Annotated in this window: 13 protein-coding genes and 4 tRNA genes; 4 read left to right on the top strand and 13 right to left on the bottom strand. The window is 52.2% G+C overall.

The features are described from left to right. The first annotated feature begins 96 nt into the window (after window positions 1–96). Together ABD892_RS15145 and ABD892_RS15140 are read left to right on the top strand one after the other, a co-directional pair. Window positions 97–783: a hypothetical protein gene (locus ABD892_RS15145; RefSeq protein ID WP_345196708.1), complete on the top strand. Its 687-nt coding sequence runs from the start codon at window positions 97–99 to the stop codon at window positions 781–783. Window positions 784–797: 14 nt separating this feature from the next. Continuing rightward, window positions 798–1,616: a DNA adenine methylase gene (locus tag ABD892_RS15140; RefSeq protein ID WP_345196706.1), complete on the top strand. Its 819-nt coding sequence runs from the start codon at window positions 798–800 to the stop codon at window positions 1,614–1,616. Between the two features lie 46 nt (window positions 1,617–1,662). On the opposite strand, the gene ABD892_RS15135 is transcribed toward ABD892_RS15140, so the two are convergent. From ABD892_RS15135 to ABD892_RS15085, 11 genes are all read right to left on the bottom strand, one after another. Next, window positions 1,663–1,914, bottom strand: coding sequence for a hypothetical protein (locus tag ABD892_RS15135; protein WP_345196705.1), 252 nt, complete (start codon window positions 1,912–1,914; stop codon window positions 1,663–1,665). 259 nt (window positions 1,915–2,173) lie between these two features. Next, window positions 2,174–2,590, bottom strand: coding sequence for a hypothetical protein (locus ABD892_RS15130; RefSeq protein ID WP_345196704.1), 417 nt, complete (start codon window positions 2,588–2,590; stop codon window positions 2,174–2,176). 348 nt (window positions 2,591–2,938) lie between these two features. Continuing rightward, a tRNA-Cys gene (locus ABD892_RS15125) sits at window positions 2,939–3,012 on the bottom strand. Window positions 3,013–3,024: 12 nt separating this feature from the next. Further along, window positions 3,025–3,111: transfer RNA gene (locus ABD892_RS15120), tRNA-Leu, on the bottom strand. A gap of 340 nt (window positions 3,112–3,451) precedes the next feature. Further along, a tRNA-Cys gene (locus tag ABD892_RS15115) sits at window positions 3,452–3,522 on the bottom strand. A gap of 23 nt (window positions 3,523–3,545) precedes the next feature. Next, a tRNA-Gly gene (locus tag ABD892_RS15110) sits at window positions 3,546–3,621 on the bottom strand. A 71-nt stretch (window positions 3,622–3,692) separates the two neighbouring features. After that, entirely contained in the window at window positions 3,693–4,253 is a 561-nt protein-coding gene (gene pgsA, locus ABD892_RS15105) for a CDP-diacylglycerol--glycerol-3-phosphate 3-phosphatidyltransferase (RefSeq protein WP_345196703.1), read from the bottom strand. Between the two features lie 118 nt (window positions 4,254–4,371). Then, on the bottom strand, window positions 4,372–6,207 hold the full coding sequence (uvrC, locus tag ABD892_RS15100) for an excinuclease ABC subunit UvrC (protein WP_345196702.1): 1,836 nt from the start codon (window positions 6,205–6,207) through the stop codon (window positions 4,372–4,374). Between the two features lie 68 nt (window positions 6,208–6,275). After that, complete coding sequence (gene uvrY / locus ABD892_RS15095) at window positions 6,276–6,926, bottom strand: UvrY/SirA/GacA family response regulator transcription factor (RefSeq protein WP_345196701.1); 651 nt, start codon at window positions 6,924–6,926, stop codon at window positions 6,276–6,278. A 185-nt stretch (window positions 6,927–7,111) separates the two neighbouring features. After that, a complete protein-coding gene (locus ABD892_RS15090; RefSeq protein ID WP_345196700.1) occupies window positions 7,112–8,038 on the bottom strand; it encodes an electron transfer flavoprotein subunit alpha/FixB family protein in 927 nt (308 codons plus the stop codon). Beyond that, window positions 8,038–8,787, bottom strand: a complete 750-nt coding sequence (locus ABD892_RS15085; RefSeq protein WP_345196699.1) for an electron transfer flavoprotein subunit beta/FixA family protein — start codon at window positions 8,785–8,787, stop codon at window positions 8,038–8,040. Before ABD892_RS15085 ends, ABD892_RS15090 begins: the two co-directional genes overlap by 1 nt. Before the next feature lie 455 nt (window positions 8,788–9,242). On the opposite strand from ABD892_RS15085, the gene ABD892_RS15080 reads away from it, so the two are divergent. Further along, entirely contained in the window at window positions 9,243–10,898 is a 1,656-nt protein-coding gene (locus ABD892_RS15080; protein ID WP_345196698.1) for an electron transfer flavoprotein-ubiquinone oxidoreductase, read from the top strand. Between the two features lie 50 nt (window positions 10,899–10,948). Here the strand turns inward: ABD892_RS15080 and ABD892_RS15075 are convergent, their stop codons facing one another. Next, window positions 10,949–11,530, bottom strand: a complete 582-nt coding sequence (locus ABD892_RS15075; protein ID WP_425559269.1) for a DUF1285 domain-containing protein — start codon at window positions 11,528–11,530, stop codon at window positions 10,949–10,951. Window positions 11,531–11,680: 150 nt separating this feature from the next. Here ABD892_RS15075 and ABD892_RS15070 point away from each other — a divergent pair, with 150 nt between their 5' ends. Beyond that, entirely contained in the window at window positions 11,681–12,601 is a 921-nt protein-coding gene (locus ABD892_RS15070) for a hypothetical protein (protein WP_345196697.1), read from the top strand. 541 nt (window positions 12,602–13,142) lie between these two features. Here the strand turns inward: ABD892_RS15070 and ABD892_RS15065 are convergent. Further along, a complete protein-coding gene (locus ABD892_RS15065) occupies window positions 13,143–13,868 on the bottom strand; it encodes a hypothetical protein (RefSeq protein WP_345196696.1) in 726 nt (241 codons plus the stop codon). Window positions 13,869–13,959: the final 91 nt, after the last annotated feature.

Below are 13,959 nucleotides of genomic sequence, written 5' to 3'. Positions count from 1 at the left end.
GTTTTTTCTTGGTCGTCATGGGTCACCTCAAAGAGTGATTTTACCCTCTTAGGGAGGTGTCCATAATTACTGCCTCACATCACACATGGTGATCACATGGAAGAAGCCATCAAACGCATTTTGTTAAGGCTCTTTCCGGAGCTGAAAAACGGCTACCACAAGCCGATGCTGGGACGGGTCGAACGGATCGCCAACCCGCCGAAAGACGGCGGCACCTGCACCCACGACGACCCCCTTTATGCCGTGGACATCCAGCCACTGGACGCCCACTTCCGCCCCAGGGGAGAAGTCCTGCGGGATCTGGTGGTCGCTGTCCCCTACGCAGGCCAGCACCGCGGTTTTTTCGCCCTGCCCGACCCCGGCTGCATCGTCGAGTTCTGTTTTTCCTATGCCCTGCCACACCTGGTGCACATTCGCGGCGTCATCCCTTGGGGGCTGGAACTTCCTGCCGTTGATGAAGGCGAGGCCAAATGGCAGCACAGCCAGACCACCTGGCAGGGTTACGACACCGACGGCAACTGGCGCAAGGTCGGCAAGATCCACGAGAACATCGCCGCCATCAGGCAGCTGATGAAAAGCCCGAAAACATGGCTGGGCTCTGACAAGGAAAACGTCCTGAAGATACTGTCGGACTTCATGGAAACCACAGCGGCCGCCCTGACCGAACTGGCCAGCCACACCCACCGTGCAGACCAGCTGCCCACGGTCAAGGAATCCGTGGAAGCCAAGGCCACAACCATCACCCAAAGCAAAACCACCCGACTGGACCCGATCACTGAGTAGTAGGAAGTCCCCCCATGATCAAAGCCAAACCGCTGGTCCCCTGGATCGGCGGCAAGCGTAAACTTGCCCCGCACATTCTGCCCCTGTTCCCCCACCACAGCTGCTACGTGGAGCCCTTCTGCGGCGCGGCCGCGCTGTTTTTCCTCAAAGACCCCAGCCCGGTGGAAGTGCTGAACGATATCAACGGCGACCTGGTCAACCTCTACCGCGTGGTGAAGTACCACCTGGAGCCTCTATACGGCCAGTTCAAGTGGGCGCTGAGTTCCCGCCAGAATTACGAATGGCTACTGAAAACCGCACCGGACACCCTGACCGACATCCAGCGCGCCGCCCGTTTCCTCTACCTGCAGAAGCTGGCCTTCGGCGGCAAGGTCGAGGGCCAGTGCTTCGGCACTTCTGCCACCAGTCGCCCCCGGTTCAATATTTTCACCCTCGAGCAGGATCTCGCCGACGCCCACTTCCGCCTGTCCAACGCCACCATCGAGCACCTGGACTGGGCGAAGGTGATCGAGAAATACGACCGCCCCGGCACCCTGTTCTACTGCGACCCACCCTACTGGCAGACCGAGGGCTACGGCGTCGCCTTCCCTTTCGAGCACTATGAACGCCTGGCGGAACTGGCTGGCAGCATTGAGGGCAGGATGATCATCAGCATCAACGACCACCCGGACATCCGCCGCGTCTTCAACGGCCTGTTCATCCGGGAGATTGATTACAGGTACACCGTCGGCGGCTCCCACAACCCCAGCGACTGCGTCGAGCTGGTCTACGGCAACTGGCAGCAGGACGAATACCTCCCCGGCCAGATCCGCCAGGAGGGGCTGGCGTTTTAGCCAGGCACAAAAAAGCCGGGGAAATCCCCGGCTTTAGTCAGACTAATTAGACACTCAATCTACCGTTAGGGATGATTGTCTTGCCAGTTGAATCTGTCGCCGTAAAGGTCACAGTTCGACCAAAAGGTGGGTATATGGACATACTGTCATGCACTTCATAACGAGCAACTAAGTCACCGGCCTGATTAGTTTCTTCATACGTGTAAATATCAGTATCTTGCCCTTTCCTGACTGAACGACTATCACCAGTCATTCTCAAGGTATTTCCTTCCTGAACCGGCAGCTGATCTTTAAACATACATTAACCTCCATTGATTGAAGACAACCGGAGATTAACTCCGGCCTCTAGTGTGACAACAAGAACAATTATTTTTTTCACCGCCACAATAGCCGCAGAACTTCTCGTTCGTAAAATAGCCTGCAGCTAAACGGACGTATTGCACGTAGCCTTTCGTAAGGTGATAGCCGCACATTCGACAATAGTTATGCCCCTGTGTTTTATAATGATCACAATCACGGCATTTTTGTTTTTGCATTAATCTATCCTCGCCAATTAATCACTTCACTGCATTCTCAACTGATGACCAGTTCACACTATTAGGAGAGTATTGAATTCCAGGCGACATATTGCTGGCCACACCATTAACGGCAAAGACCTTGCCATCCTTCACCCAGTAGCCAGCCGATCCGTTCACCACAACGGCAACGCCATCATCCAGATCACCGGTCAGGTATTTGTTCACGCTGCTCTCGCTATCGGGGATCGTCATCAACACACTGGTGACCGCATCACCATGGCTAGGGCCATCGGGCACTGCCATCCATAAACCGCCAACCAGCAGCAGCACAGACACCACCATGCCCTGTTTCGCCTGCGACGGCTTCACACTGCCGACCACCTTCTTCTGCAGGTGTGCCCGCAACGCACAGACAAACAGCGCCACCCCAACCAACGCCAGCATCAACCCAACCATGTTTCACTCCTGTCATTTTTCACGAGACAATCCCAGCGACACGCCGCAATCCCCCGCCACGCGAGAAAAAAAACAAACCCCCGAAAAAAATCACTCATTCACCCCACCCACCTGCGGGGTTTTTGGGTCATTTTGTGCAGCTTCGGAGGTATGGTGCAATGGGCTACAGCCCGCGCCGCTGGCGGCCTGACTACAGATCATACCCCTTTGCACGCAATGCAGATATTTGAAAATTTGTGCAAACTCTCTGCGCAACAGTAATTCATGCAGATTCCGCGCTAGGCCGCGTCACACGGGATACCGTGGAGTTTTTTAAAACGAGGTGAGTAGAACTGAGGGTAAAGAAGGTGGAGGCGAGTACCGGAGTCGAACCGGTCTAAATGGAGTTGCAGTCCACTGCATAACCGCTTTGCTAACTCGCCCTATCTTTTGAGTGGTGCCGCCACCCGGAATCGAACCGGGACGACCATTCGGCCGACAGATTTTAAATCTGTTGTGTCTACCAATTCCACCATGGCGGCATTGCATAACTCTGCTCTCTCCATGTCGGCGTGTCAGAAATTTTTTTGACACGGATTTGACACAAAGAGCCCGAAAACTAAGCGTTTTCAGTTTTGACACACTGATGACACGTTACAGCATGTTCATCCTGAACAACTACAACCCTTTGATTTCACTGGCCTTCTCGGTTCTTTCTAATTCGTCCAACACTTCAACGTGAACTGCTTGACGGATTTTAAATCCCTTGTGTCTACCAATTTCACCATCCGGGCGTAGATTCTTCACCGGAAATCACTTTCCGGACACCACATTTTAAATCGTCTTACCGTGCTTCATCAAAGACTTTGATGAAAAAAATTGAGGCGGGCACCGGAGTCGAACCGGCCTAGATGGAGTTGCAGTCCACTGTATAACCGCTCTACCAACCCGCCTTAATTGTCATCTGCCTGGAATATGGAGCGGGAAACGAGACTCGAACTCGCGACCCCAACCTTGGCAAGGTTGTGCTCTACCAACTGAGCTATTCCCGCGCTGCCCTGCAGAAGACGAGGGCTATTGTATGGACTTATTACAATCTGTCAACCATCTGATAAATAACAAATTATTGAGAACCAAACGGTTTCAGTTCCGGCCACGCGGCTTTCAGGTAAACAACCATAGACCATAGCGTGAGAATTGCCGCCACGTAGAGCAAAACAATGCCCGACATACCGACCAGACTGTCCGCAAAACCGGGTGCCCAGAGCAGCAGTGTTATGGCGCCCATCTGCATCATGGTCTTCATTTTACCTATGAAACTCACAGCAACACTGGTGCGTTTGCCAATCTCTGCCATCCATTCCCGCAAGGCGGAAATCATGATCTCCCGCCCAATGATGATCAACGCAGGAATGGTCAGCAGCGGACTGTCGAATTTCTCAATCAGGGTGGCCAGTGCCACGGCGACCATCAATTTGTCCGCCACAGGGTCAAGGAACGCCCCAAAAGGGGTGGTCTGATTCAATCTTCTCGCCAGATAACCATCAAACCAGTCGGTAAAGGATGCGACCATGAAAATCGCAGCACTGGCCAGATTCGTCCAGTTATACGGGAGATATATGACCACCACGATGACCGGAATCAGCAGCAAACGTATCAATGTCAAAATATTCGGTATATTCATCGTCTGAAATGAGCCTGAAAATCATCCACTGTGTAGGGAGGCACTCCCGATTTTGGGCGTCAGTGTAACAGTTACCGGCCAGTGATTGGATAACTAATCATACGCAGTCTGCTTATCTTTAACGGTGAAGGTGATCATGTATCTCCTGCGCCAGTGCTTTGCTGATGCCGTTAACCTTGCTTAATTCAGCCACTGTCGCCTGCTGAATAGCCTGCAACCCACCAAAATACTTCAATAATGCCGAGCGTCGCTTGGCGCCCACGCCGGGAATATCTTCCAGTATCGACTTCCTCCGCTTCCCTTCCCGGCGCTGACGGTGTCCTGTAATGGCGAAGCGATGCGCCTCATCCCTGACCTGCTGAATCAGGTGCAATGCCGGGCTACTGGGTTCCAGTGCGTATTCTTTGCCCGTTACACCATCCAGCAGCGTTTCCATACCTGGCTTTCGGGTCTCCCCTTTGCCAACACCTATAACTGTAATACTCGTCAACTGTAGGTTTTCCAGGGATTCCATGGCCTTGCCAAGCTGGCCGGCACCACCGTCAATCAGGATCAAGTCTGGCATTTTCCCTTCCCCGGTGAGTAGCCGGGCATAACGTCGCTCAACGGCCTGCCCGATCGCCGCGTAATCATCGCCCGGGGTTATGTCACGAATATTAAAACGTCGGTAGTCCGATTTAGCGGCCCCCTGCTGATCAAAAACGACACAGGACGCAACCGTGCCTTCACCCATGGTATGGCTGATATCAAAACATTCAATGCGTTCCGGCACAGCAGGCATCTGCAGTGCCTGCTGTAACATCAGGAATCGCTGATAAATATTCTTTCGATCTGCCAGCCAGACCGCGAGAGCCTGCACCGCATTTTTATCTGCCAGCTCCAGCCATCGTTTTCTGTCGCTGCGGACTTGGTGCCGCAGGGATATAGCCTTTCCAGCCACCTCCCGTAAAGTGGTTTCCAGCAATTCCTGATCTTCAACTGCACAGGGAATCACGATTTCAGCGGGGAAATCTCGAGCATCCGCATTCCGGATATAGAAATTCGCCAGGAAACTAAGCAGAGCCGCTTCACGGGTTGCCTCCAGCTTAAAATCTGGGTGGAACTGCCGCGTACCAAGTACCCTGCCCTGGCGCACAAAAATCACAATGACACAGCAACCAGCCGGCTCCCAGGCGATACCCAGCACATCAGCATCGCCACGCTGGGCGCTGATAACCTGCCCTTCCTGGGTTTGGCGTAGAAAATTAACCTGATCACGGAAGGCGGCTGCCTGTTCGAACTCAAGTGATTCTGCCGCTGTATCCATTTTGCCAATCAGGTCAAAGATGATTTCCTGACTCTTTCCTTCCAGAAATCGCACGGAGTCCTGCACATCCCGGCCATATTCCTGCTCATCCACCAAATCGACACAAGGTGCTTTGCAGCGATTAATCTGATACTGCAGGCAGGGTCGTGTCCGGTTCCTGAAAAAGCTGTCTTCACACTGTCTGACTTTGAAGATTTTCTGGAGAATACCGAGTGTTTCCCTGGCCGCGCCGGCACTGGGATAAGGGCCAAAGAAACGGCCTGTCTGGTTTTTCCTGCCACGATGCAGAGCCAGACGGGGAAAACGGTCTTTATGGGACAGGTAAATAAAGGGGTAGGATTTATCATCCCGAAGCAGGATGTTATACGGCGGTTTCAGGGTTTTGATCAGATTCTGCTCAAGAATCAGCGCCTCTGATTCGGTATTGGTTACCACCGTTTCAATGGCCTGGATCCTGGCAACCATGGCCTGAGTTTTGACAGCCAGCCCTTGTTTGCGGAAATAGCTCGACAGCCGCTTTTTCAGATTTTTGGCCTTGCCGACATAAAGCACGTCGGCATTACCGTCCAGCATCTTGTAGATGCCCGGCTGTTCAGGCGCACTTTTTAGATAAGTCTGATAATCAAAGGCGTTACTATCTGTCGACATAACAGGCACATCCGGTCAATTCTACCGAATGGTAACGTGAACACTGCCACACTGCACTCGCCAACCGGTTAGATTGCCATTGTCTGGGTATCAACCAGTGCATGTCTGATAGCCAGATGCGTCAATTCCACATCGCTGTTGATATCAAGCTTGTCAAAGATTCGGTAGCGATAACTGTTCACGGTTTTCGGACTGAGACAGAGCTTGTCCGAAATATCCTGCACTTTCTGGCACTGGACAATCATGGTCGCAATCTGAAGTTCGCGCTGGGAGAGCTGCTCAAAGGGATTGTCCGACTTCTTACTGAAAGGCTTTAACGCCATCTGCTGGGCAATTTCAGGACTGATATAGCGATTGCCCGATACAACGGCCCGGATTGCCGTCACCATCTCATCAAGCGCCGCTCCTTTTGTCAGGTAGCCAGAAGCGCCCGCTTCCAGTAAGCGACTGGGATAAGGATCATCAGAATAAACGGTGACAGCAATGATTTTCGAGGTTGGGCTGCAATGCTGCAACTTTCGGGTCGCTTCCAGCCCGCCAATACCCGGCATACGGACATCCATCAAGATCACATCGGGCGTATTCTGACGGCAAAACGTGATAGCCTCTTCGCCCGTCGCTACTTCACCGATGACATCAAAATCCTCAACATCGGATAACATCCGTACAATCCCTGTTCGAACCAGATCATGATCATCTGCTACAAGAATTGAAACCACTCGCGCACCCCCGGTAGACACCCGCTTCCTGCTCTTGTCGTTATTATTGCAGTCGGCATCCCAGCCTTTGCAGCGTAAAACCATACTAACAAACAACGGCTGTCATGCAAAAGCCCGGATCGTTGAATCCAGAGCCAATAAAGCAGATAAAAAAAAGCCCACTTTCGTGGGCCTTTGGGTTTTCCTTAGAGCTTGCCGGCCAATTCCGGCACCGCATCAAAGAGGTCTGCAACAAGGCCGTAATCCGCCACCTGGAAGATGGGAGCCTCCTCGTCTTTGTTAATGGCAACAATGACTTTGGAGTCCTTCATACCGGCCAGATGCTGGATAGCGCCAGAGATACCAACGGCAACATACAGCTGCGGCGCGACAATCTTGCCGGTCTGTCCGACCTGCATGTCGTTGGGTACAAAACCGGCGTCAACCGCTGCACGGGAGGCACCGACGGCAGCACCCAGCTTATCAGCCAGGCTGTAGAGAATTTCGAAATTCTCGCCATTCCCCATACCTCGACCGCCAGATACCACGATATCGGCAGCCGTCAGTTCCGGACGGTCAGACTTGGCCAGCTCTTCGCCCACAAAGGCAGAAGTGGCGGCATCGTGTGCAGAAGCCAATGCTTCAATGGGGGCACTACCACCATTTGCAGCGGCATCGAACCCGGTACCACGTACAGTGATCACCTTGATCGGCGCACTGGACTGAACAGTTGCGATAGCATTACCGGCATAGATAGGGCGCTTGAACGTGTCAGTACTCTCAACAGCCACGATGTCAGAAATCTGATCGACATCCAGCAGTGCAGCGACACGAGGCATGGTGTTCTTGCCGGTGGTCGTGGCAGCCGCCAGCACGTGGGAATAGTTCTTGCCTAATTCTGCGATCAGCAGACTGGTATTTTCTGCCAGCTGATGCTCATAGGCAGCATTGTCTGCCACCAGAACCTTGGCAACTCCTTGAATCTGGGCAGCGCCTTCTGCGGCGGCGCCACAGTTGCTACCCGCAACCAGGACGTGGATATCATCACCGATGGCCCTGGCAGCCGTCACTACGTTGTTAGTAGCAGCGTTCAGGGCGCTGTTATTGTGTTCAGCTACGACCATAATACTCATCAGATCACCTTTGCCTCGTTCTTCAGTTTCTCGACCAGCTCATCCACGCTGCCTACCTTGATACCGGCCTGACGCTCGGCGGGCGGCTCAACTTTCAGCGTGGTGATGGTGGAAGCTACCTCAACGCCCAGCTCTGCCGGGGTTTTGACATCCAGCGGCTTACGCTTGGCTTTCATGATGTTGGGCAGTGAAGCGTAACGGGGTTCGTTTAAACGCAGGTCGGTAGTGACAACGGCCGGCAGGTTCAGGGCGACAGTCTGCAGACCACCGTCGATTTCACGGGTTACCACAGCCTTGCCATCTTCCACTTTAACTTCAGATGCGAAGGTCCCCTGTGGCAGGCCCGCCAACGCAGCCAGCATCTGGCCGGTCTGGTTGTTGTCGCTGTCAATGGACTGCTTACCAAGCACGATCAGGTCGGGCTTTTCTTCATCGACAATCGCCTTGAGCAGCTTGGCGACAGACAGTGAGTCCAGCTTTTCATCCGTTTGTACTTGAATGCCGCGATCAGCACCCAGCGCCAATGCTGTGCGGATCTGCTCCTGACACTCTTTGGGTCCCATGGAAACGACGACAATTTCAGAAGCCACGCCCTTCTCTTTCAGGCGAACCGCTTCTTCTACCGCGATTTCACAGAACGGGTTAATGGCCATTTTCACGTTGGTCAGATCCACATCACTGTGGTCAGCCTTAACGCGTACCTTGACGTTGTAGTCTATGACTCTTTTTACCGCTACAAGAACCTTCATGAGCTCCTCGTACATTGTCCGTTCAGTTTTTTATCCAGCAGGCTGTACAACTCTGAAACTGTCCAGACTGTTGGCGTCCAGGCGGCGATGCATCGGTCGTTATATAAGGTTTGTTATGTGAGCATCCCGTATCTCGTGCCGGAGCTATCTTGACCGCTGGCCGCAACCGGGTCAAGGAAAGCCGGTGATTCGTTGCACTCTACCCTTACAGACAGGCAGTAATCCTGACTATCAACAATAATGGCATCACCCGGGAATAACCCGTGATAGTGGCTATCCACAGGTTGATTGCGGCAGACCACTGTTCATTTGCGCGAAGCCAAGTATAATGCGAACAAAAATTCAAACAAGCGTTTGAGGCAACGAAGACGCATTTTTACCAAAAGCCGTGTGTTTGCCGGTTCAGGGGGGAAGCCAACCCCGTGCCCGGTTAGCCGTAGCAGCAGGAGAGTGTCATGGAACGCGAATCCATGGAGTTCGATGTCGTCATCATCGGGGCCGGTCCGTCCGGTTTATCCGCAGCCTGCCGCCTGATGCAGCTGGCTCAGGCGTCGGAACAGGAACTGACCGTTTGTGTGGTAGAGAAAGGTTCAGAAGTTGGTGCGCATATATTGTCCGGCGCAGTCTTCGAACCCCGGGCCATGAATGAATTGTTCCCTGACTGGAAAGAACGTGGTGCGCCACTTAACACCCCGGTCAAGGGTGATGAGATCTACTACCTGAAAGATCAGGACAACGCTAAAAAGATTCCCGCCTTCCTGACTCATAAGACCATGCATAATGAAGGCAACTACATCATCAGTTTAGGGAATGTATGCCGCTGGCTGGGGGAGCAAGCAGAGGCGTTAGGCGCAGAAATCTTCCCGGGATTTGCCGCCCAGGAAATCATTGTTGAAGACGGTGCTGTTAAAGGCATCATCACCGGTGACATGGGTGTTTCGGCCACTGGCGAACAGAAAGAAGGCTATATGCCAGGCATGGAACTGCGTGCCAAGTACACCATCTCTGCGGAAGGTTGCCGTGGCCATTTAGGAAAGCAGCTGATCAGCCAGTTCAAGCTGGATGAAGGCAAGGATCCACAACATTACGGTATTGGTATCAAAGAGTTGTGGGACATTCCTGCCGATAAACACCAACAGGGACTCGTGGTTCATACTGCAGGCTGGCCGTTGAGTGAAAGCGGCTCCATGGGCGGTGGATTCCTGTATCACCTGGAAAACAATCAGGTGGTTGTCGGTCTGATCACTGACCTTAACTACAGCAATCCTCATCTCAGCCCGTTTGACGAATTCCAGCGTTACAAGCACAGCCCGGTTGTGAAGCAATTCCTGGATGGTGGCAAGCGTGTCTCCTATGGTGCACGCGCAATTGCCAAAGGCGGCCTGCAGTCGCTACCCAAGATGACTTTCCCAGGTGGTCTGCTGGTGGGCTGTGATGCCGGCACCCTGAATTACGCCAAGATCAAGGGCTCTCATACTGCCATGAAGAGCGGTATGATCGCAGCGGAAACCGTTTTCGAAACGCTCAAGTCAGGCGATGAAGGTGGCAGTGAACTGGGAGCCTTTACCCAGGCTTTTGAAAGCTCCTGGGTCTACGAAGAGCTTCATGCTCAGCGCAACTTTGGTCCACTGGTACACAAGCACGGAGCTCTGTTGGGTGGTGGTTTATCGTGGGTTGATATCAATATATTCAACGGCAAACTGCCTTACACCCTACACGACAAGTCTGCAGATTACGCCCAGCTTAAGCCAGCAGCCGAATGTCCGAAACTGACCTACCCCAAGCCCGACGGCAAACTGAGTTTTGACAAGTTAAGTTCCGTATTCCTCTCTAACACCAACCATGAGGAAGACCAGCCCTGCCATCTGCGTTTGACGGATGCGGATCTTCCTGTACGCGATAATTTGCCGAAATTCGATGAGCCAGCTCAGCGCTATTGCCCTGCCGGGGTATATGAAGTCGTGGCAGATGAAGTGTCTGGTGAGAAACGGTTCGTTATCAACGCCCAGAACTGTGTGCACTGCAAGACCTGTGATATCAAGGATCCTGCACAGAATATCACCTGGGTAGCACCGGAAGGCACTGGCGGCCCCAACTATCCCAACATGTAAAATAAAGGGGCGAATTTTTCGCCCCTTTTTCTTATCTAGCCCCTTTATCATCAAGGTGATGCAACGGGCGCAATTTTGTAAAACGCCCCACCGCTCCAGATGCCATACCAATCATTACCTTTCATTGACTGAATATCTGCCATTTCAACAAGCTGATAAAAAACATTCCGGTGCACCAAGGCTTCGAGCCGATCTCGAACCAGGATATAAGGCGAAGGTTCTGCTGACTCCGGATCAAGATCTACTCGAAACGGATGCTCACTATCCAGGCGCACTGTATCGCCTACATTCGTCGTGAACGTCAGCACTTGATCCTGCCCTTTTCCTTCCGCATCGACGGCAATGGCAACAAACGGCGCATCTTCCACCTGTATCCTGACTTTCTCGACCGGTGTTACCAGGTAATAACAGTCGTCGTCATCATGTCGCATAATGGTTGAAAACAGCCGCACCATTGAGGCTCGCCCAATCGGACTCCCCATATAATGCCAGCTGCCATCACGGCGTATGACCATATCCATATCGCCACAGAATGGTGGATTCCAGGCATGAACAGGCGGCAACCCAGCCTCAGTTCTTATTTTTTCCAGGTTATTGAGCAGGGAATCCCGGGTTTTATGCTGATCTGTCACACGACCTCCAGGCAATACCGCCATAGTTCTGACATATAGAGAACCCTTGTCTACTAAGTATAAGGTTCGCCACGGCTGAATCCAGCAGAGTGCTAATCTCACATTTAGAGGGATCCAATAATTCGATCAGGCAGTAATAGAAAGACAACAATGAATCCTTTCACCATTATCGTTCACTGGATAGAAAAGTGGCTGACCCACGAAACCTCACCCGCGCGTGGTGCCACGCTGTGTGATTTCGATCGTATTCGCTATGAACTGAAACCTGCCGACGTTCTGCTCATTGAAGGGCGCTCCCGGGTGGCGGGTGTCATCAAGCAGATTACTCAAAGCAACTGGTCCCATGCAGCCCTCTATATTGGCAAACTCCACGACATTGAAGACAAGCGATTAAGGGATTACGTCAACAAAAGTTATGAGGGGGACAGTGAAGACCAGCTTCTGATCGAGAGCGAGCTAGGCCTTGGTACTGTGATCCGTCCCCTGCAGGTCTACGAAGGTGAACACGTAAGAATCTGTCGCCCCAACGGCATGAGCTATCGCGATGGTCAGCAGGTACTGCATTATGCTGTCAGCCGTCTGGGGCAAGAGTATGACATTCGTCAAATTCTGGATTTATTGCGATTTCTCCTTCCCTACAGCTTTATCCCCGGTCGCTGGCGGTCATCCCTATTCAGCCATATGCCTGGACAGGCCACCAAAACCGTTTGCTCTACAATGATTGCCGAAGCCTTCAGTTTTATTCATTTTCCGATCCTGCCGTTGGTCAAACGCAATGGCGACAAGGGCGTCCAGCTGTTTCAGCGGAATCCTAAGTTGTGTACGCCTCGTGATTTCGATTATTCCCCCTACTTCACCATCATAAAATACCCCTTCCTGGATTTCAGTCAGCACTCATCGGACTGCCGACTACTGCCTTGGCATGGTGATAGTACGCTGGAAGGTCAGGAGGCTGACCTGTACATGACTGCCGGGCAGATTCGCGACCTAAAGCGTTTTAAAGACAAGCTTTCCGTAGACTCAGATCCCCCTCCCACATCAGACGGCAAGCCCAGCGATTCCAAGGGCTAACACGCACAGAGTGTCAATTAAATTACCTAAATAATCATTAATTTCATTTTTATGCGTTTTTTGTCTAATTCTTGGCTGGAAGATGTCAAAATATCGTTAATACTTACAGTGCTGATGAGGTTGATGTCCCCCTACAACCTTGTCAGCTAGGTCAGCAATGACCTTGGTACTTGGATTGTGTACCTATGTTTCACTCCTAATGGTCTTAGCCCGCGATACTTCCCCCAGTACGCGGGTTTTTTTTCGCCCTTAGAAAACCGTGGCTTTCAGCGCAAACCCTTGATACTACTGACCTCCATGCACCTCCTATCCGTTTCTCCATCTCCAGCCACTTGCCTGTCTATGGCTGCCTATAGCTGTCTCAAGTCTTGCCATAGTCTTGCCATCCAAGTACCACATGAAACACCCTGCTTTTACCCTTGGTACTTGCCAAATAATCCATATAGATCAATTAGTTATGGGTTAGCGGCTTCTTATGGTACTTGCTTGTCCTGAGTCACTTTGTCCCACGAATGACTCAAAGTGACTCAAACCAATATAACTATATATTTTTCAATAGGATACGCTTTATTTTCGATTGGTTGGTGCCGACCTGTTCAGCTATCGCACGTTGCGTCAGACCTTCCTCTGACAACCGGATCACCTTTTCCTCCAGGCTTTCTTCCTTCTCTACCACCGTCACCGGCTCGGCCTCCTGCTCAACCGTTGGCGCTATCACATGGTCAGCCTTGAAAGATCCGTGTTCACGGACAACTTCATCCAGCGCCAGCTTCACCCGGTTACCGCCATGGTGGATCGCCTCCCCCGTTGTCATGTTCAAAAACAGTTTCAGCAACCCGGCCTCCGCGTCCACTTCCCAAAAGCTGGCACCCTCGCCATGGCGTCTGGTGAAGTAAGAAACCAGATCCTCTACCGATATGGTCGATGACTTCAGATCAATGTGATTAAGGATATGTTCTAAACCGGAATTTACGGTGTCACCGATCATATTGAAGTCCAGATCGACTGCCCCGGATTTCAACATGTCCCTGGTGAACGTTGAGGCAACCTTGGAACGGTCAGGCCTCGGCACCCCCATGGCCTCAAGTTCGGCCAGCATCTTGTTCCGACGCATCTTTTCTTCCTCGGCCTCCCCCCATGCATAAGCCTCATCATAGGTCGGCTTGGTTCGCGTTATGTTGACCTGCTTACCGTCTTTCCAGGTTCGCGCCAGACAACGGTAGACAATGGAACCGTCCGCTTTCTTTCTTGATGTTACTGTTGGCATAAATCCTTTCCCCCCTGTGCCAGCATAGTTGTCGCCTCTTCTGAAATTTCCAACTTAAACAGGGGGTGGTCAGTGAGTAATCAATGACCCG

Origin of the sequence: Kistimonas scapharcae (assembly GCF_039540975.1) — a bacterium.
GTDB lineage: Bacteria > Pseudomonadota > Gammaproteobacteria > Pseudomonadales > Endozoicomonadaceae > Kistimonas > Kistimonas scapharcae.
This window is presented reverse-complemented; position numbering and strand designations above follow the sequence as displayed.

Bases quoted from the DNA above. Each gene is read 5' to 3' on its own strand.
- ABD892_RS15145 (WP_345196708.1), top strand. From the start codon at position 97: ATGGAAGAAGCCATCAAACGCATTTTGTTAAGGCTCTTTCCGGAGCTG.
- ABD892_RS15140 (WP_345196706.1), top strand. From the start codon at position 798: ATGATCAAAGCCAAACCGCTGGTCCCCTGGATCGGCGGCAAGCGTAAA.
- ABD892_RS15135 (WP_345196705.1), bottom strand. From the start codon at position 1,914: ATGTTTAAAGATCAGCTGCCGGTTCAGGAAGGAAATACCTTGAGAATG.
- ABD892_RS15130 (WP_345196704.1), bottom strand. From the start codon at position 2,590: ATGGTTGGGTTGATGCTGGCGTTGGTTGGGGTGGCGCTGTTTGTCTGT.
- pgsA (WP_345196703.1), bottom strand. From the start codon at position 4,253: ATGAATATACCGAATATTTTGACATTGATACGTTTGCTGCTGATTCCG.
- uvrC (WP_345196702.1), bottom strand. From the start codon at position 6,207: ATGTCGACAGATAGTAACGCCTTTGATTATCAGACTTATCTAAAAAGT.
- ABD892_RS15090 (WP_345196700.1), bottom strand. From the start codon at position 8,038: ATGAGTATTATGGTCGTAGCTGAACACAATAACAGCGCCCTGAACGCT.
- ABD892_RS15085 (WP_345196699.1), bottom strand. From the start codon at position 8,787: ATGAAGGTTCTTGTAGCGGTAAAAAGAGTCATAGACTACAACGTCAAG.
- ABD892_RS15080 (WP_345196698.1), top strand. From the start codon at position 9,243: ATGGAACGCGAATCCATGGAGTTCGATGTCGTCATCATCGGGGCCGGT.
- ABD892_RS15070 (WP_345196697.1), top strand. From the start codon at position 11,681: ATGAATCCTTTCACCATTATCGTTCACTGGATAGAAAAGTGGCTGACC.
- ABD892_RS15065 (WP_345196696.1), bottom strand. From the start codon at position 13,868: ATGCCAACAGTAACATCAAGAAAGAAAGCGGACGGTTCCATTGTCTAC.